General features: G+C 68.4%; 15 protein-coding genes. 13 read left to right on the top strand and 2 right to left on the bottom strand.

Annotation, left to right across the window (positions count from 1 at the left end; genetic code table 11):
• Positions 1–117 precede the first annotated feature (117 nt).
• Positions 118–297: a hypothetical protein gene (locus BVIR_RS12895; RefSeq protein WP_055038029.1), complete on the top strand. Its 180-nt coding sequence runs from the start codon at positions 118–120 to the stop codon at positions 295–297.
• A 465-nt stretch (positions 298–762) separates the two neighbouring features.
• Here the strand turns inward: BVIR_RS12895 and BVIR_RS12890 are convergent, their stop codons facing one another.
• Entirely contained in the window at positions 763–1,341 is a 579-nt protein-coding gene (locus BVIR_RS12890; RefSeq protein WP_055038028.1) for a GNAT family N-acetyltransferase, read from the bottom strand.
• A gap of 717 nt (positions 1,342–2,058) precedes the next feature.
• On the opposite strand from BVIR_RS12890, the gene zapE reads away from it, so the two are divergent.
• From zapE to BVIR_RS12830, 12 genes are all read left to right on the top strand, one after another.
• Positions 2,059–3,231: a cell division protein ZapE gene (zapE, locus tag BVIR_RS12885; protein ID WP_055038027.1), complete on the top strand. Its 1,173-nt coding sequence runs from the start codon at positions 2,059–2,061 to the stop codon at positions 3,229–3,231.
• Between the two features lie 208 nt (positions 3,232–3,439).
• A complete protein-coding gene (locus BVIR_RS12880; RefSeq protein WP_236823607.1) occupies positions 3,440–4,060 on the top strand; it encodes a TetR/AcrR family transcriptional regulator in 621 nt (206 codons plus the stop codon).
• 328 nt (positions 4,061–4,388) lie between these two features.
• Positions 4,389–5,354, top strand: a complete 966-nt coding sequence (gene mdh / locus BVIR_RS12875) for a malate dehydrogenase (protein ID WP_055038026.1) — start codon at positions 4,389–4,391, stop codon at positions 5,352–5,354.
• 239 nt (positions 5,355–5,593) lie between these two features.
• On the top strand, positions 5,594–6,793 hold the full coding sequence (sucC, locus tag BVIR_RS12870) for an ADP-forming succinate--CoA ligase subunit beta (protein ID WP_055038025.1): 1,200 nt from the start codon (positions 5,594–5,596) through the stop codon (positions 6,791–6,793).
• Positions 6,793–7,677 carry a succinate--CoA ligase subunit alpha gene (sucD, locus tag BVIR_RS12865; protein WP_055038024.1) on the top strand — a complete coding sequence of 295 codons (885 nt, stop codon included), beginning with the start codon at positions 6,793–6,795 and terminating at the stop codon, positions 7,675–7,677. The genes sucC and sucD overlap by 1 nt, the downstream gene beginning before the upstream one ends.
• Positions 7,678–7,954: 277 nt before the next feature.
• Entirely contained in the window at positions 7,955–10,921 is a 2,967-nt protein-coding gene (locus BVIR_RS12860; RefSeq protein ID WP_055038023.1) for a 2-oxoglutarate dehydrogenase E1 component, read from the top strand.
• Positions 10,922–10,967: 46 nt separating this feature from the next.
• On the top strand, positions 10,968–12,200 hold the full coding sequence (odhB, locus tag BVIR_RS12855; protein WP_055038022.1) for a 2-oxoglutarate dehydrogenase complex dihydrolipoyllysine-residue succinyltransferase: 1,233 nt from the start codon (positions 10,968–10,970) through the stop codon (positions 12,198–12,200).
• An 8-nt stretch (positions 12,201–12,208) separates the two neighbouring features.
• Positions 12,209–12,463, top strand: a complete 255-nt coding sequence (locus tag BVIR_RS12850; RefSeq protein WP_055038021.1) for a DUF4160 domain-containing protein — start codon at positions 12,209–12,211, stop codon at positions 12,461–12,463.
• Positions 12,460–12,771 (top strand): DUF2442 domain-containing protein, encoded by a 312-nt coding sequence (locus tag BVIR_RS12845; protein WP_055038020.1) that lies wholly within the window; start codon positions 12,460–12,462, stop codon positions 12,769–12,771. Before BVIR_RS12850 ends, BVIR_RS12845 begins: the two co-directional genes overlap by 4 nt.
• Positions 12,772–12,840: 69 nt before the next feature.
• A complete protein-coding gene (gene lpdA / locus BVIR_RS12840) occupies positions 12,841–14,244 on the top strand; it encodes a dihydrolipoyl dehydrogenase (protein WP_055038019.1) in 1,404 nt (467 codons plus the stop codon).
• A gap of 289 nt (positions 14,245–14,533) precedes the next feature.
• A complete protein-coding gene (gene rpsU / locus BVIR_RS12835; protein ID WP_055038018.1) occupies positions 14,534–14,809 on the top strand; it encodes a 30S ribosomal protein S21 in 276 nt (91 codons plus the stop codon).
• Positions 14,810–15,050: 241 nt separating this feature from the next.
• The gene (locus BVIR_RS12830; protein WP_197604364.1) at positions 15,051–15,914 is read left to right on the top strand and encodes a tetratricopeptide repeat protein; all 864 of its coding nucleotides are present in this window, start codon (positions 15,051–15,053) and stop codon (positions 15,912–15,914) included.
• A 114-nt stretch (positions 15,915–16,028) separates the two neighbouring features.
• Here the strand turns inward: BVIR_RS12830 and BVIR_RS12825 are convergent, their stop codons facing one another.
• Entirely contained in the window at positions 16,029–17,906 is a 1,878-nt protein-coding gene (locus BVIR_RS12825; protein WP_055038017.1) for a methylmalonyl-CoA mutase subunit beta, read from the bottom strand.
• Positions 17,907–18,048: the final 142 nt, after the last annotated feature.

Genomic DNA, 18,048 nt, shown 5'->3' with positions numbered 1-18,048 from the left:
TATCGCGGCGGTGCCCGGCCGATCCGGCTTGGCGCCCAAGCGGCGGCCGGGAACCCGATCACAGCACGATCCCATCCTGCGGTCCCGGTGAGCCGGGCACCGCTTAGGGAGGCGACAATGGACGAAACCGATCGTATCGGCTGGAGCGCTGAGGCGGTGCATCAGCTCCGCGAGCTGGCCCATGAGCGGGTGCCGGTCCACATGATCAGCCTGCGGCTGAAGCGGCCGGTCGAGGCGGTCAACGCCAAGCTCAACGAACTCGGCCTGTCGACCGCGCTCGCCGGCGAGGAGCATTGAGCTATCCAGCCTGGAACGGACGGAGTCTGTCGTACGCTTGCAGGGCGACCCTGGCTCCGTCGCTCCGAGCCGCTGACGGGTGCCTTACTCGGCCTCACGGTGAGGCGGCTGCGAAGCAGCCGTATCGAACCATGGGGCCGACCTCAGCAAGGTCCGCCTCCTCCTTCGAGACCCCCGCTGTCGCTGGATCCTCAGAGCTTGCGAATCTCGCTTCCCGCCGAATTTTGTCTCAAAATCAATGAATTAGCTGGATCGACGCGATGCGCGGGCACCACGTGGAACGCCGGCGCCACACCGCAAACGGACATCCGCCGTCCTACGAACTCCGGCCGACCAGGCCGGAGTCCGTTCCTGTTTCGGGGATCACGACTTGATCAACCGAACACGGCATCAACCAAAGGTGAGGCCACGAGGGAGTGCCGGCGTTCGGCTCGGCCGGCGATGCGATGCTTGGCGTCCTCGGTGTCAGTCGACCCGCATCGCGCGCATCTGGGCGTCGATCAGGCTGGCGGCGAGGCCGCTGCCGTCGGCCACCATTTCCCGCCACAGCGAGATCGGGGTGGGGCCCGGGGTCTTCAGCTCGCCGATGACGTCGGCGAGATTGTAGCGGATCTTGGCCTCGAACTTTTTGGCCAGCGACTGCATCGGCCGGTTGGACGGCAGGCAGTTCATCGTCACCGTGGCGACGCCGCGGTTGCGCGCGACCAGCAGGGTGCGCCCGAACAGCGCCGAGCCAATGCCGGAATTGCGGTACTCCGCCTCGACGCTGAAGGCGAGTTCGCCCTCGACCGGCGGGGTACGGCTGAGGACGTGCAGCTCGGCGGCGCCGCGCAGCACCCCGTCGATGAAGAAGCCGTGCACCACCGCGCCGGTGTCGAAGGCGGCAAGAGCATGGGCGGCAATGCTGTCGTCGGTAACCTCAAGGCCGAAGCGCTGGCGACGGTCATCCGCCGCCAGCCGCAGCAGATGATCGCGGTAGAGCAGCGCTTCGCTCGACCAAAGTTTTCGAATGACCCCACCGACGACCAAGGGCTCATGCATCATTGCCATTGCGCTCCACACGCTGGGATCGACTGAACTCCCGGCAGGAATCGATCTAGTTACGCGACCGAAAAGTTCTGTCATGTGTATGCTGCAATGCACAATGTTTAGCAATGCAAATGGTTGCATCGCGACAACGGGAGCGTCAAGCTGGAAAAATAACATTACGTTAATCGATATGACGAAATTCATGTAGCGCGGACTGAAGGCGCAGAAAAAGGTGGGAATTCCCAGGAGTGGCGGCAAATTCTGGGACTTTATGCGGAAATGGACGGCGATAGGACGATTGGGATTCAGTGCAAAATTCCGCCGAGGCTGCGTCGCCGGTAGCGGAATATTTCGGTATCGCTGACGGTGATGGCCAAGGTCGCCGCCGCGGCGGCGGCGTCCTTGTGCAGCGCATAAGTCATGGTTAAGTCCTGGGCCGGACCCGGCAGGGTCAGGGATGATTTCAGCTTGGCCGGGCAAGGATCGCGCTCCGGCTTCGGCTGAAAATCGGGTGGCACGGTGAAGCTTCGGCATGGCGTCGCACCCAGGCCGCCGCGGCGCCGGCGTGGCAGCGGTCGGTCCGGTGGGGCGAACGCCTAGCGGCGCGATCACCCTGCGGGTCGGCGCCTCATGCTGCCCCATCATCCCCGTCCTGGTCCGCGCTCTGCCCAGCCGCGCGCCGCCGGCGCCGCCCGAAGTTCGCCCAACCGGACCAACCGATCAGTTCGCTCGATGCAGCCCTCCATTCTCGACCGCTACCAAGGCCTCGTCGATCTCGGCGAGATCGAGCATGACCCCGCCCAGGAAGACATTGCCGGCCGGCTCGATGCGCTGGGCCACCAACTCGCGGTCTACCGGCTGGCGCTGAAGTCGTCGGCGCTCGGCTGGCTGTTCGCCCGCAAGGCGGTGGCGCCGCCGCGCGGGCTGTATGTCTGGGGCGAGGTCGGCCGCGGCAAGACCATGCTGATGGACCTGTTCTTCGAGGCGGCGCCGCAGGTTACCAAGCGGCGGGTCCATTTCCACGCCTTCATGCAGGACGTCCACGCCCGCATCCACGATTGGCGCCAGAAGAAGAAGCACGGCGAGGTCAAGGGCGACGAGCCGGTGGTGCCGGTGGCGGACGCGCTGGCGGACGAGGCGGTGCTGCTGTGCTTCGACGAGTTCCACGTCACCGACATCGCCGACGCCATGATCCTCGGCCGGCTGTTCAGCCGGCTGTTCGCCCGCGGCGTGGTGGTGGTCGCCACCTCCAACGTGCCGCCGGAGCGGCTGTACGAGAACGGCCTCAACCGCGCGCTGTTCGTGCCCTTCCTCGGCCTTCTCGCCGAGCGGATGGAGGTGGCGCAGCTCGCCTCGCGCACCGATTTCCGCATGGAGAAGCTGGGCGGCGTCAAGGTCTGGCACGTGCCGGCCGACGACAGCGCCCGCCACGCCCTCGAATCGGCCTGGCGGCGCATCGCCGGCGAGACTGGCGGCGCTCCGGCCTGCCTCCGGCTGCTCGGCCGCGAGCTCAAGGTGCCGAAGGCAGCGCGTGGTGCCGCCCGGTTCGGCTTCCATGAGCTGTGCGAGGTGCCGCTGGGCCCGGCCGACTACCTCGCCATCGCCGAGGGCTTCCACACCGTGATCGTCGACGGCGTGCCGCAGATGGACGAGGCCACCCGCAACGAGGCCCGCCGCTTCATCACCCTGATCGACACGCTCTACGACAACCGCGTCAAGCTGCTGGTCTCCGCCGCCGCCGAGCCCGACGCGCTATGGACCGGCAGCGACGGCTATGAGAGCTTCGCCTTCGCCCGCACCGCCTCGCGGCTGATGGAGATGCGCTCGGCCGACTACATGGCGCTGCCGCACGGCCGGCCGGACTCCGCCGCCAGCGGCGACGCCACCGGGCTGGTGGAGACCTGACGCATTTTCAGCAAAAGTGGGAACCGGTTTTGCGTCAGAACATGCGGTGGCTCAGGGTGCATTTTCCGCAAAAGTGGGAACCGGTTTTGCGTCAGAAAATGCGGTGGCTCAGGGTGCATTTTCCGCAAACGTGGGGACCGGTTTTGCGCCAGAACATGCGGGACCGAGCGAGATCACAGGCACCCGGTCTGACGACGTCAGATCGGGCTTGGCGCTGATCATGCCGGCGGCGCGCGCCACCGGTCCGCGCGGCGATGCGTTGCTCGACGTCGCCACCGAGCACGTCCGCCGCCATGGCATCGAGCGCACCACGGTGGTGGCGGTCGCCCGCGACGCCGGCATGACCCACGCCAATGTCTACCGCTACTTCCCGTCCAAGGAGGCGCTGGTCGACGCCATCACCGGAGCGTGGCTGAAAGAGCTGGAGGCGGCGCTGCAGGGCGTCACCGACGCCCCGGACCCCGCCGACGACAAGCTGGAGCGGCTGATCCTGGCCTATGCCCGGCTGTGGCGCGACCGGGTCGAGAGCGAGCCCAACCTCGCCGCGCTGCATTTGGCGGCGTTCGCCGCCGGCCGCCTCGTCGCCCGCCGCCATCGCCAGCGGCTGCGCACCCTGATCGACCGCATCCTGGAGGAGGGGGTGAGCGCCTCACTGTTCCGGCTGCGCAGCCGGGATCGCACCGCGACGGTGATGCTCGATGTCCTCCATCGCTTCTTCGACCCCGCGGCGGTGGCGGCGGACGGCGCGGTGCCGCGCGAGGAGATCGACGCGCGGGTGGCGGCGGCAACGCGGCTGGTGCTGCGGGCGCTCCATGCCGGGCTGTTGTAGGCAGATTGTCGCACGCGGGCCGTGTGTTTCAACTTACAAAATTTGAAACTTGTCAGCTTCGCCTTTGGAATGAGGCGGGCGGCGCGGTGGAGTCGGGTGTTTTGATACCAAGAAGCTGTTTCCGCGACGCTTTCCCGGGCCAACGCCGGCTGCCAACGCCGTCGCCTGCCCGGTAAAACGGCATTTTCGCTGAATCCGTCGCGGCTTGATGCCGGCCGGACGGAGCGATATTGGAACGGCGATAGGCCGGCTCCGCTGGCCGCCTCACGTTCACCAGGACGAGGTCCCCCATCCGAGGACTCCGCCCGTCCACCAGGAACTGCAGCACATGGCGCGCAACAAGATTGCCCTGATCGGCGCCGGCCAGATCGGCGGCACCCTCGCCCATCTCGCCGGGCTCAAGGAGCTCGGCGATGTCGTCCTGTTCGACATCATGGAAGGCATTCCGCAGGGCAAGGCGCTCGACATCGCCGAGTCCGCGCCGGTCGAGGGCTTCGACGCCAAGTTCACCGGCACCCAGACCTACGAGGCGATTGAGGGCGCCGACGTCGTCATCGTCACCGCCGGCGTGCCGCGCAAGCCCGGCATGAGCCGCGACGACCTGATCGGCATCAACCTCAAGGTCATGGAGCAGGTTGGCGCCGGCATCCGCAAGTACGCGCCGAACGCCTTCGTCATCTGCATCACCAATCCGCTCGACGCCATGGTGTGGGCGCTGCAGAAGGCCTCCGGCCTGCCCAAGAACATGGTGGTCGGCATGGCCGGCGTGCTCGACTCCGCGCGCTTCCGCCACTTCCTGGCGGAAGAGTTCAACGTTTCGGTCGAGGACGTCACCGCCTTCGTGCTCGGCGGCCACGGCGACACCATGGTGCCGCTGTCGCGCTACTCCACCGTCGCCGGCATTCCGCTGCCCGACCTGGTCAAGATGGGCTGGACCAGCCAGGACCGGCTCGACAAGATCATCCAGCGCACCCGCGACGGCGGCGCCGAGATCGTCAATCTGCTCAAGACCGGCTCGGCGTTCTACGCCCCGGCGACCGCGGCCATCGCCATGGCCGACGCCTACCTCAAGGACAAAAAGCGCGTGGTGCCGTGCGCCGCCCACCTCTCCGGCCAGTACGGCCTGAAGGACATCTATGTCGGCGTGCCGGTGGTGATCGGCGCCAAGGGTGTCGAGCGCGTCGTCGAGATTCAGCTCGACAAGGACGAGCGCGCGATGTTCGAGAAGTCGGTCGCCTCGGTGCAGGGCCTGATCGAGGCCTGCATCAAGATCGCGCCCGATCTCGGCCAATAATGGCGTGACGCCATCAACGACCCGGGCCTCGAACCCGGGCACACCACCTCGGCCGCCGGGGCTGGCGTTTCAGCCCCGACGTCTCGGCCCGGCGCCCGCGCTCAGCAGGCGCCGGCCGGCGCGGCAGACAGCCATCAACAAGACACGCGGAGCCTCCGGCGCGTCAGTCGCGGGCATCCGCAAGCGACGTTTCGCCTGACCGCGTTCAGCGGACGCCGGTGGGGGAGGGCAGGGAGCACATGAATATCCACGAATACCAAGCCAAGGCGGTGCTGAAGGAATTCGGCGTGCCGGTGTCTCACGGCAAGGCGATCTTCAAGCCGGAGGACGCCGCCGCGGCGGCGAAAGAGCTCGGCGGGCCGATCTGGGTGGTGAAGTCCCAGATCCACGCCGGCGGTCGCGGCAAGGGCACGTTCAAGGAGCCCGAGGCCGGCGACAAGGGCGGCGTCCGCCTCGCCAAGTCGGTCGAGGAGGTCGAGACCTTCGCCAGGCAGATGCTCGGCAACACGCTGGTGACGGTGCAGACCGGCCCGGCCGGCAAGCAGGTCCACCGCCTCTATATCGAGGACGGCTCCGAGATCGCGACCGAACTCTACGTCTCGATCCTGGTCGATCGCTCGACCTCGCGCATCTCGTTCGTGGTGTCCACCGAAGGCGGCATGGACATCGAGGCGGTGGCGCACGCCACCCCTGAGAAGATCATCACCTTCGCGGTCGACCCGGCCACCGGCATCATGCCGCACCACGGCCGCACGCTGGCGCGCGCGCTCGGGCTCACCGGCGATCTGGCCAAGCAGGCCGGCACGCTGACCGAGCAGCTCTATACCGCCTTCGTCACCAAAGACATGACGATGCTCGAGATCAACCCGCTGGTCGTCACCAAGGACGGCAAGCTGCGCTGCCTCGATGCCAAGATCGCGTTCGAGGGCAACTCGCTCTATCGCCACCCCGACATGGTGGCGCTGCGCGACCTCACCGAGGAGGACGACAAGGAGATCGAGGCGTCGAAGTACGACCTCTCCTACGTCGCCCTCGACGGCACCATCGGCTGCATGGTCAACGGCGCCGGCCTTGCCATGGCGACCATGGACATCATCAAGCTCTACGGCGAGGAGCCGGCCAACTTCCTCGACGTCGGCGGCGGCGCCTCCAAGGAGAAGGTCACCGCGGCGTTCAAGATCATCACCGCCGATCCCAACGTGAAGGGCATCCTGATCAACATCTTCGGCGGCATCATGAAGTGCGACGTGCTGGCCGAGGGCGTCATCGCCGCGGTCAAGGAGGTCGGCCTCAACGTGCCGCTGGTGGTGCGCCTTGAGGGCACCAACGTCGACAAGGGCAAGGCCATCATCAACGCGTCCGGCCTCAACGTGATCTCGGCCGACGACCTCGACGATGCCGCCCAGAAGATCGTCAACGCCGTGAAGGGGGCCCGCTGATGTCCATTCTCATCACCAAGGACACCAAGGTCATCTGCCAGGGCTTCACCGGCAAGAACGGCACCTTCCACTCCGAGCAGGCCATCGCCTACGGCACCAAGATGGTCGGCGGCACCTCGCCCGGCAAAGGCGGCTCGACCCACCTCGGCCTGCCGGTGTTCGACACCGTGGCCGAGGCGCGCGAGAAGACCGGCGCCGACGCCTCGGTGGTCTATGTGCCGCCGCCGGGCGCTGCGGACGCCATCTGCGAGGCGATCGACGCCGAGATCCCGCTGATCGTCTGCATCACCGAGGGCATTCCGGTGCTCGACATGGTGCGGGTTCGCCGCGCGCTGGAAGGCTCCAAGTCGCGCCTGATCGGGCCGAACTGCCCGGGCGTGCTGACGGCCGGTGAATGCAAGATCGGCATCATGCCCGGCAACATCTTCAAGCAGGGCTCGGTCGGCGTGTTGTCGCGCTCGGGAACCCTGACCTACGAGGCGGTGTTCCAGACCTCGCAGGTCGGGCTCGGCCAGTCGACCGCGGTCGGCATCGGCGGCGACCCGGTCAAGGGCACCGAGTTCATCGACATGCTGGAACTCTTCCTCGCCGACCCCAAGACGGAGTCGATCATCATGATCGGCGAGATCGGCGGCTCGGCCGAGGAAGAGGCGGCGCAGTTCCTGATCGACGAGGCCAAGCGCGGCCGCAAGAAGCCGATGGTCGGCTTCATCGCCGGCGTTACCGCCCCGCCGGGCCGCCGCATGGGCCACGCCGGCGCCATCATCTCCGGTGGCAAGGGCGATGCCGGCAGCAAGATCGCGGCGATGGAAGCGGCCGGTATCCGCGTGTCGCCCTCGCCGGCCCGCCTCGGCAAGACCTTGGTCGAGGTTCTCAAGGGCTGATGGCTCAAGACCAGCGGCGCCGGCACCAAACCGGCGCCGCTGCCCTATCATTCCGGGTCCGGGCGATCGCACGCGATCCCGGCTCCGGACCGGCCGGGCACCTGCCGGTGCGGCACTTGTTGGTGCGGCACCTGCCAGCGCAGGGCCGGCGACCCGAACGGCGGACGGCCGGTGGCTGCCGGCGTCCGTGCAACGACAACGAGGCCGCCCCCCGCACGGTGGCCCAGGTTTCGGGACCACTGCAAACCGGGGGCTGATCGCCCCTTGGAGGTGTCGCATGGCACGCCAAGACGTGAACAGACTGCTCGCCCAGACCTCGTTCCTTGCCGGCGGCAGCGCTGGCTATATCGAGGATCTCTACGCGAGGTTCCAGGCCGACCCCGGCAACGTGGAGGCCCAGTGGCGCGACTTCTTCGCCGAACTCGATGAGAACCGCGGCGAGGCGACGCGCAGCGCCCGCGGCGCGTCATGGACGCGCACCGACTGGCCGGTGCCGGCCAATGGCGAATTGGTGTCCGCGCTCGACGGCAACTGGGCGGCGCTGGAGAAGACGGTCGGCGAGCGCATCCGCACCAGATCCGCCGAAGCCAGCCGCGGCGCCGAGATTTCCGAAGAGCAGATCCTGCGCGCCACGCGCGACTCGGTGCGCGCGATCATGATGATCCGCGCCTTCCGCATGCGCGGCCACCTTCACGCCGATCTCGACCCGCTCGGCCTCGCGGTGCGCCAGGACCACGGCGAACTCGATCCAGTCAGCTACGGTTTCACCGAGTCGGACTACGACCGCAAGATCTTCATCGACCACGTGCTCGGCCTCGAATTCGCGACCGTGCGCGAGATGCTGGTCATCCTGCGCCGCACCTACTGCCAGACCCTCGGCGTCGAGTTCATGCACATCTCCGACCCGATGGAGAAGGCGTGGATCCAGGAGCGCATCGAAGGCCCCGACAAGGAGATCCACTTCACCCGCGAGGGCAAGCGCGCCATCCTCAACAAGCTGGTGGAGGCCGAGGGCTTCGAGAAGTTCCTCGACGTCAAATACACCGGCACCAAGCGCTTCGGCCTCGACGGCGGCGAGGCCACCATTCCGGCGCTGGAGCAGATCATCAAGCGCGGCGGCCATCTCGGCGTGCGCGAGATCGTGCTCGGCATGGCCCACCGCGGTCGCCTCAACGTGTTGGCGCAGGTGATGGGCAAGCCGCACCGCGCGCTGTTCCACGAGTTCAAGGGCGGCTCGTTCGTGCCCGACGAGATCGAGGGCTCCGGCGACGTCAAGTATCACCTCGGCGCCTCCTCCGACCGCGAGTTCGACGGCAACAAGGTCCACCTGTCGCTGACGCCGAACCCCTCGCACCTGGAGATCGTCGACCCGGTGGTGCTCGGCAAGGTGCGCGCCAAGCAGGATCAGCTCCACTGCACGCCGGACGACCGCAGAGCCGTGCTGCCGCTGCTGATCCATGGCGATGCCGCCTTCGCCGGCCAGGGCGTGGTGGCCGAGTGCCTGGGCCTGTCGGGCCTGCGCGGCCACCGCACCGGCGGCTCGATCCACTTCATCGTCAACAACCAGATCGGCTTCACCACCGATCCGCGGTTTTCGCGCTCATCGCCCTATCCGTCGGACGTGGCGAAGATGGTCGAGGCGCCGGTGTTCCATTGCAACGGCGACGACCCCGAGGCGGTGGTCTACGCCGCCAAGGTCGCGACCGAGTTCCGCCAGCGCTTCCAGAAGCCGGTCGTCATCGACATGTTCTGCTACCGGCGCTTCGGCCACAACGAGGGTGACGAGCCGGCCTTCACCCAGCCGTTGATGTACAAGCGCATCCGCTCGCACCCTTCCGTGCTGCAGCTCTACGGCCGCAAGCTGGTGGACGAGGGCATCGTCACCGACGGCGAGATCGACAAGATGCGGGCCGACTGGCGCGCCCGCCTCGACGCCGAGTACGAGGCCGGCCAGGCGTTCCGGCCCAACAAGGCCGACTGGCTCGACGGCCGCTGGGCCGGCATCCGCGCCTCGAAGGAGGCCGAGGACCCGCGTTGCGGCGACACCGGCGTCAAGGCCGACACGCTGAAGGAAGTCGGGCTGCGCCTCACCGAGGTGCCCGCCGGCTTCCATGTCCACCGCACCATTCATCGCGTGCTGGAGGGCCGGCGCAAGATGATCGAGAGCGGCGAGGGCGTCGACTGGGCCACCGGCGAGGCGCTGGCGTTCGGCACGCTGCTGGCGGAAGGCTTCAACGTTCGCCTGTCGGGCCAGGATTCCGAGCGCGGCACCTTCTCGCAGCGCCACTCGGTGCTGACCGACCAGGAGACGGAGGCGCGCTACACCCCGCTCAATCACATCCGCGACAGCCAGGCCCATTACGAGGTCATCAACTCGATGCTGTCGGAAGAGGCGGTGCTCGGCTTCGAGTACGGCTACTCGCTGGCCGAGCCCAACGCGCTGGTGGTCTGGGAGGCGCAGTTCGGCGACTTCGCCAACGGCGCGCAGGTGGTGTTCGACCAGTTCCTGTCGTCGGGGGAGCGCAAGTGGCTGCGCATGTCGGGCCTCGTCTGCCTGTTGCCGCACGGCTATGAGGGCCAGGGGCCGGAGCATTCCTCGGCGCGGCTGGAGCGCTATCTGCAGCTCTGCGCCGAAGACAACATGCAGGTCGCCAACTGCACCACGCCCGCCAACTACTTCCACATCCTGCGGCGGCAGCTCAAGCGCGACTTCCGCAAGCCGTTGATCCTGATGACGCCGAAGTCGCTGCTGCGCCACCGCCGCGTCACATCAAAGCTCGGCGACATGGCGGCCGGCACCTCGTTCTGCCGGGTGATCGGCGACGCCACGCCGAACCTGCCGGACGACCGCGTCCGGCTGGTGTCGGACGACAAGATCCGCCGCGTCGTGATGTGCTCGGGCAAGGTCTATTACGACCTCTTTGAGGAGCGCGAGAAGCGCGGCATCGACGACGTCTACATCCTGCGCCTCGAGCAGCTCTATCCGTTCCCGGCGAAAGCGCTGGTGCACGAGTTGCAGCGCTTCAAGCACGCCGAGATGGTGTGGTGTCAGGAAGAGCCGCGCAACATGGGGGCGTGGTCCTTCGTCGAGACCTACATCGAGTGGGTGCTGGGCCAGATCGGCGCCAAGACCAAGCGTCCCCGCTACGCCGGCCGCCCCGCGGCGGCGGCCACCGCCACCGGCCTGATGTCGAAACACCTCGCCCAGCTCCAGGCCTTCCTCGACGAAGCCCTGGCAGCCTGACGGCAGCATACTTTGGGAGGCGCCCGGCTGCGGGCGAAAGACACCGATGACGATGGAAATCCGCGTCCCCACCCTTGGCGAGTCGGTCACCGAGGCCACCATCGGCCGCTGGTTCAAGAAGCCCGGCGAGGCCGTCAGCGCCGACGAGCCGCTGGTGGAACTGGAAACCGACAAGGTCACCGTCGAGGTGCCGGCGCCGGCCGCCGGCGTTCTGGCCGAGGTGCTGGCCAAGCCCGGCGACACCGTCGGCGTCGGCGCGGTGCTCGGCCTGCTGCAGGAAGGCGCCGGCAGCGCCAAGCCGGCCGCAAAGCCGGCAGCGGCGGCTGCGCCCGCTGCTGCGCCGGCTCAAGCGGCGGCGCGGCCGCTCAGTGACAGCGGCCCGGCGGTGCGCCGCATCGCCGCCGAAAGCGGCATCAACCCGGCTGCCGTCGCCGGCACCGGCCGGGACGGCCGCGTCACCAAGGGCGACATGCTCGCCGCGGCGTCGGCACTGGCGCCAGCCCGTGCCCCCGCGCCGACCCCGGCCCCGGCTCCGGCCGCGCCGATCAAGGTGCGCGCGCCGGCTGCGGCCGACGACAGCGCGCGCGAGGAACGGGTGCGGATGAGCAAGCTGCGCCAGACCATCGCGCGGCGGCTGAAGGAGGCGCAAAACACCGCGGCGATGCTGACGACGTTCAACGACGTCGACATGAGCGCGGTGATGAACCTGCGCAACGAATACAAGACGCAATTCGAGAAGAAGCACGGCGCCAAGCTCGGCTTCATGGGCTTCTTCGTGAAGGCGTGCGTGCAGGCGCTGCGCGAGATGCCGGCGGTCAATGCCGAGATCGACGGCGACGACATCGTCTACAAGAATTACTACCACATCGGCGTCGCCGTCGGCACCGACAAGGGCCTGGTGGTGCCGGTGGTGCGCGACGCCGACCGCCTCACCATTGCCGAGATCGAGAAGGTGATCACGTCTTACGGCAAGCGCGCCCGCGACGGCCAGCTCACCATCGAGGAGATGCAGGGCGGCACCTTCACCATCACCAATGGCGGCGTCTATGGCTCGCTGATGTCGACGCCGATCCTCAACGCGCCGCAGTCGGCCATTCTCGGCATGCACCGCATCGAGGAGCGTCCGGTGGTGCGGAACGGCCAGGTGGTGGTGCGGCCGATGATGTATCTCGCCGTCAGCTACGACCACCGCATCATCGACGGCAAGGACGCCGTCACCTTCCTGGTGCGCGTGAAGGAAGCGCTGGAGGATCCGACCCGGCTGGTGCTGGACGTGTGACGGCATCGATGCCGACGATCGCCATCGTTGACGGTGTGGTCCTCATGATCCATCTAAGGGATCATTTGCCGCCGCACCTTCACGCCAAGATCGCCGGCTTTGAGGCGCAGATTTCGATTGCCACGGGCGACGTTCTCAACGGATCGCTGCCCCCGGCCAAGCGAAAGCGGGTGCAGGACTGGCTGGCCACCCACCGCGGGGAAGTGGCGTTCGTTTGGTCGGAAATTCGGGCTGGGCGCTATGCGGGAGGAATGATCGAATGACCTATTCGATCCGTAGCGTCGAGGTCGTCCGCTATCCGGTGCTGCGGGTGACGTTCGACGATGGTTTTTCCGGCGATTACGACCTCGGCGATCACATCGAGAGCGGTCCGGTTTTTGCGCCGCTGAAGGATCCCAAGGTGTTCGGCGAGGTTGCGGTGGCGCCGGGCGGGCGCACCTTCGGCTGGTTTCTCGACCGCGAGGGACACGAGCTCGATTTCTGCCCGGACTCAACGCGGATCCGGCTTGAGACCGAGTTTGTCGAGCGTTTGGCCGAGCAGCACCGCTCCAAACGCCCGGCGGCGGAGTAGCGCGGCCATCCCAGAACTCTTCCATCCCTCTGACGCGCCCGCCGGCCTGGCGGCACCAGCGAGCGAAGCATGGCAAACTACGATCTGATCGTCATCGGCACCGGCCCGGGCGGCTATGTCTGTGCCATCCGCGCTGCCCAGCTCGGCCTTAAAGTGGCGGTGGTCGAGAAGCGCAAGACCCATGGCGGCACCTGCCTCAATGTCGGCTGCATCCCGTCCAAGGCCTTGCTGCACGCCTCCGAGCTGTTCGACGAGGCCGGCCACGCCTTCGAGAAGATGGGCATCAAGGTCGGCAAGCCCAAGCTCGATCTCAAGACCATGATGGCCTTCAAGCAGGAGGCCATCGACGGCAACGTCAAGGGCATCGAGTTCCTCTTGAAGAAGAACAAGATCGACGCGGTGTTCGGCCTCGGCACCATCCTCGGCCCCGGCCGCGTCCAGGTCACTGCCGACGACGGCTCGGCCCAGGTGATCGAGGCGACCTCGATCGTCATCGCCACCGGCTCGGACGTGGCGCAGCTGCCCGGCATCGCCATCGACGAGAAGCGCATCGTGTCCTCGACCGGCGCGCTCGCGCTCGACCACGTTCCCGGCAAGCTGGTGGTGGTCGGCGCCGGCGTGATCGGGCTTGAGCTCGGCTCGGTGTGGCGGCGGCTCGGCGCCGAGGTGGTGGTGGTCGAGTTCCTCGACCGCATCCTGCCCGGCATGGATTCGGAGGTGTGCCGCCAGTTCCAGCGTATCCTGGAGCGCCAGGGCGTCACCTTCAAGCTCGGCTCAAAGGTTGCCGCCATCGATGCGTCCGGCAAGCAGCTCAGCCTCACCGTCGAGCCAGCGGCGGGCGGTGAGGCCTCCAAGATCGAGGCCGACGTGGTGCTGGTGGCGATCGGCCGGGTGCCGTTCACCTCGGGCCTTGGCCTTGAGGCGGTGGGCGTTGCGCTCGACGCCAAGGGCCGGGTGGTGGTGGACGATCATTTCGCCACCAGCGTGCCCGGCATCTTTGCCATCGGCGACGTCATCGACGGGCCGATGCTGGCGCACAAGGCCGAGGACGAGGGCGTGGCGGTGGCCGAGCTGATCGCCGGCCGTGCCGGCCACGTCAATTACGGCATCATTCCCGGCGTGGTCTACACCGCGCCGGAGGTGGCCTCGGTCGGCCGTACCGAGGACGGGCTGAAGCGCGACGGCATCGACTACAAGGTCGGCAAGTTCCCGTTCACCGCCAACGGCCGCGCCAAGGCCAACCAGCAGACCGAGGGCTTCGTGAAGGTGCTGGCCGACGCCGCCACCGACCGCGTGCTTGGCGTCCACATCATCGGCTCGGATGCCGGCAACATGATCGCCGAGGCCGCCATTGCCATGGAGTTTGGCGCCTCGGCCGAGGATATCGCCCGAACCTGCCACGCCCACCCGACCTTGCCCGAGGCGGTGAAGGAAGCGGCGCTGGCGGTGGACAAGCGCGCACTGCACATCTGACCGCTGCCGGCGGACATCGGCGTCTGTCGGGTGCCGCCGTGGTCGGGCGTGCGCCGACATACGTCTTTGACCGGAAAGGGAAAGTTCGGCCGTGCGCCGCGTTTGGCGCGCGACCGCGCCCGCCGTGCTGAGACGATTGGCCCGGCTCTCTCCGGTAAAGACGCCATGGACAACCCGGCGCTGTTTTGGTAAGGGCGCCTCCTCGACGGCAGTCCGCGCGCGGGGCACTCGCGCGGCGGTGCCGTCGTTTCCGCCAGATCCTTTTGACTAGGACCCGAAAGGCACACGCGTGCAGGTCATCGTTCGCGACAATAACGTCGATCAGGCTCTCAAGGCGCTGAAGAAGAAGATGCAGCGCGAGGGCATTTTCCGCGAGATGAAGCTTCGCGGCCACTACGAGAAGCCTTCTGAGAAGAAGGCGCGGGAAAAGGCCGAGGCGGTGCGCCGCGCTCGCAAGCTGGCGCGCAAGCGCGCCCAGCGCGAGGGCCTGCTCCCGATGAAGCCGCGTGTGGTTCGCCCCGGTTTCGGTGGCGCCGGCGGCATGGCGCGCCCGCCGCGTCCGTGAGCGGACAGGCGGCTTCGGACGCCGTACGCCCGGCGATGGCGTGATACGGCGTTCGGCGGCTTAAGCCTCGGACTCCGGCTTCCGGACGCTACCGCGTGATCCTCCGGAGACCGGCGCGCGCGGGCGTCGGGCCGTCGCGCGCGATTTCGCCGCGATGGCCGGGGGCGTTTTTGCACAACCGATGGCCCGCCGCCCCGAGATCGCCGCATTGTCAACCGAACACGCCCCGATGAACACGGCGATGGATCAAGGTCTGCGCACCGGATGGCAGCGGCTGCTCGCGATGGCGGCGGCTGCGGTGGTGCTGGCGGGGTGTCAAACGCTGGGTGTCGGCGGCGGCGGCACCGACGACGACGAGCTCAGATACGCGGCTGCGACCAACCTGCAATCGTTGAGCGAAGTGGTGCAGCGCAACCCCAACGACCCGCAGGCCTACAACATGCGCGGGTCGGTCTATGGCCGTGCCGGCCAGTCCCAGGAGGCGCTGGCGGACTTCAACCGCGCCATCCAGCTCGACCCCAATTTCGCCCAGGCGTACGCCAACCGTGCCCTGGTGCATCAGAAGATGCGGCGGCCGGACCAGGCGCTGGCCGACTACAACGCCGCGATTCGCATCGATCCGTCCTACTCGGCCGCGTTTGTCGGCCGCGGCACGGTCTATCGCCAGCAGGGCCACGCCGAACAGGCGCTGAGCGACTTCAACAAGGCGATCGAGCTCAAGCCCGACAACGCCCAAGCCTATCACAACCGCGGTCTGGTCTATCAGGCGCAGGGCATGCACAAGTTCGCCATCGACGACTTCACCACCGCGATCGGGCTGGCGCCCAACGTGTCGGAGCCGTTCGTGGCGCGCGGCCTGTCCTATCTGGCGCTGAACGACCCCAAGACCGCGACGGACGATCTCGACGAGGCCGTGACCTCAGACCAGAACAACATCGACGCCTGGGTCGCGCGCGGCCAGGCCTACGAGCAGCTGGGCGACAAGGAAAAGGCGGCGGGCTCCTACGCCAAGGCGCTGAACCTGAACCAGAACTATCCCGCGGCGCGGGATGGCTTCCAGCGCGTCGGCGGCTCGTTCGGCCGGCAGTACCAGCTGTTCAACTGACGCCACATGTCATCCCGGACGGCGCGGCGCGCGGGTCCGGGATCGTCAGCAAAACGGTCACCCGCCGGACGGGCCCGGATCGCCGCTTTGCGGCGTCCGGGCCGACGCGCAGCCTCACACCCCGATGATCCGGTGCGCCTCGCCCAGCACGGCCAACAGGTCGGCGCCGACGAAGACGAAGCCGGCGACGCCGGCCGCCTTCACCGGGCCTTCCAGCTCGGCGGCGAGCCGCCCGGCCAGCCACAGGTGCTTGGCGCCGGCCGCGGTCAGCGCCGCCGCTGCCGCCGCGGCCTCTTCGGCATAGATCGGGTCTGACGAGCAGATGCAGGCCACCGGTGCGCCGCTGGCCTGGAACGCGGCAACCAGCGCGGCGAGGTCGGTGGTGCCGTCGGTGGCGAAGCCGTCGTTGGAGACGGTCTCGATGCCGCCGGTCTCGAAGAAGTTCTTGGCGAAGGTGGCGCGGGCGGTGAACGCCGCGATCGGGCCAAGATTGGCCAGGAACAGCCGGGGCCGCGCGCCGGCGGTGGCCAGCGCCCGGTCGGAGGCGTCGCGCAGCGCCTCGAACGGCTCGGCCAGCCGGCCGGGGTGGAGCGGCTCGAACGTCACCGCCAGCGTCGCCTGCGGCAGCACCACCGGCTCGACCGCCGGCACCGCCACCTCGTTCTCGGCGATCAGCGGGAACTCGGACACGCCGGTGATCGGCTCCTTGCGGCGGGCGACCGCCTTGTGGTGCTCGGCGCGGGTGAGGCCAACCTTGTCCTGGATCAGCCCGGTCTCCAGCGCCTTGGCGAGGCCGCCGGCCGCCTCGATCTGCTGGAACAGCGTCCAGGCGTGGGCGATCAGCTCGTCGGTCAGCGCCTCAAGGCCGCCGGCGCCGGCGCCGGGGTCGGCCACCGCGTCGAGATGGGATTCCTCGATCAGCACCACCTGGGTGTTGCGCGCCATGCGGCGGGCGAACGGATCGGCCAGCCCGAGCGCCGAGGTGAACGGCAGCACGGTGAGGTCGTCGACCCCGCCGGTGCCGGCGGCGAAGGTGGCGACGGTGCCGCGCAGCAGGTTCACCCACGGGTCGCGCCGGGTCATCATCCGCCACGCCGTCTCGCCGGCGATGCGCAGCGGCAGCGGGGTGAGGCCGCAAGCGGCCTCGACCCGCGCCCACAGCCGGCGCAGCGCGCGGAACTTGGCTTGCGTCAGAAACTGGTCGGCGTCGGCGACGAGGCGGGCATAGACGAAGCGGCGGGCGTCATCGAGCGGGATGCCGCCGGCCTCCAGCGCGCGCAGATAGGCGACGCCGGCGGCGAGCACGAACGCCAGCTCCTGCGCCTCCGAGCCGCCGGCATCGTGCACCGGGCGGCCGTCGGCGACCGCGAACGGGCCGCGGAAGCCGGCGCTCGCCAGCGCGGCCACCTCGGCGGCGAATGCCGGCGCGAGCTGCGGCCACGGTTTGGCGAGGCCGCCGCGCACGGCGGCGGAGCCGAGCGGATCGAGGCCGAAGCGGACGTCGAGCGCAGCCGGGGCGACGCCGAGTTCTGCGACCAGCGCGGCGAACGCGCCGGGCACCGCGGCCGCCTCGGGGCCGAGGTCGAAGTCGAGCGCGATGGCGTCGAGCACCACCGCGCCGAGCGCGGTCGAAATCGCCTGGGGCGTCGGCGGCAGGCCGAAGCCGCGGGCGCCGATGGCGCCGGCGAACACCAGCGTCAGGCCGGTGGCGCCGTTCTCCAGATCCTCCAGCGCCTGGGCGTTGGCCTTGGCCGGATCGGGATGGTCGACGCGCTGCACCACCCGCCAGGCGGTGCCGGCGGTGCGGCCGGCCAGCGCGGCGCGGTCGGCCCGGCGCGGAAAGACCGGCTCGATGCGGATGCCGTCGGCGGTGAATGAGACCAGCTTCTTGTCGAACGGCGCGCCCTTCAGCACGGTCTCGACCAGCTTCATCCAGTCGTCGCGGGTGGGGGTGGCGAACTCGGACGCGAGCTTGAGGTCGGCGTCGGTCATCGGGAGAGGCTCCTGAACCGGATCGATGCGAAAACGGATGCGTCGGACCCTACCCAGCGGGGCGGAAAGGGCAATAGGCAGACGCCGAGAGTCGGCAGGGCGCACTTGCGAGGCGCATTGCGCCACCGGAGTTGGATCGGTG

The sequence above is a fragment of the Blastochloris viridis genome, from assembly GCF_001402875.1.
In the GTDB taxonomy this organism is placed as follows: Bacteria; Pseudomonadota; Alphaproteobacteria; order Rhizobiales; family Xanthobacteraceae; genus Blastochloris; species Blastochloris viridis.
This window is presented reverse-complemented; position numbering and strand designations above follow the sequence as displayed.

What these genes read in the sequence shown, in the direction of transcription:
- BVIR_RS12895 (WP_055038029.1), top strand. Translation starts at nt 118, where the DNA reads ATGGACGAAACCGATCGTATCGGCTGGAGCGCTGAGGCGGTGCATCAG.
- BVIR_RS12890 (WP_055038028.1), bottom strand. Translation starts at nt 1,341, where the DNA reads ATGATGCATGAGCCCTTGGTCGTCGGTGGGGTCATTCGAAAACTTTGG.
- zapE (WP_055038027.1), top strand. Translation starts at nt 2,059, where the DNA reads ATGCAGCCCTCCATTCTCGACCGCTACCAAGGCCTCGTCGATCTCGGC.
- mdh (WP_055038026.1), top strand. Translation starts at nt 4,389, where the DNA reads ATGGCGCGCAACAAGATTGCCCTGATCGGCGCCGGCCAGATCGGCGGC.
- sucC (WP_055038025.1), top strand. Translation starts at nt 5,594, where the DNA reads ATGAATATCCACGAATACCAAGCCAAGGCGGTGCTGAAGGAATTCGGC.
- sucD (WP_055038024.1), top strand. Translation starts at nt 6,793, where the DNA reads ATGTCCATTCTCATCACCAAGGACACCAAGGTCATCTGCCAGGGCTTC.
- BVIR_RS12860 (WP_055038023.1), top strand. Translation starts at nt 7,955, where the DNA reads ATGGCACGCCAAGACGTGAACAGACTGCTCGCCCAGACCTCGTTCCTT.
- odhB (WP_055038022.1), top strand. Translation starts at nt 10,968, where the DNA reads ATGACGATGGAAATCCGCGTCCCCACCCTTGGCGAGTCGGTCACCGAG.
- BVIR_RS12850 (WP_055038021.1), top strand. Translation starts at nt 12,209, where the DNA reads ATGCCGACGATCGCCATCGTTGACGGTGTGGTCCTCATGATCCATCTA.
- BVIR_RS12845 (WP_055038020.1), top strand. Translation starts at nt 12,460, where the DNA reads ATGACCTATTCGATCCGTAGCGTCGAGGTCGTCCGCTATCCGGTGCTG.
- lpdA (WP_055038019.1), top strand. Translation starts at nt 12,841, where the DNA reads ATGGCAAACTACGATCTGATCGTCATCGGCACCGGCCCGGGCGGCTAT.
- BVIR_RS12830 (WP_197604364.1), top strand. Translation starts at nt 15,051, where the DNA reads ATGGATCAAGGTCTGCGCACCGGATGGCAGCGGCTGCTCGCGATGGCG.
- BVIR_RS12825 (WP_055038017.1), bottom strand. Translation starts at nt 17,906, where the DNA reads ATGACCGACGCCGACCTCAAGCTCGCGTCCGAGTTCGCCACCCCCACC.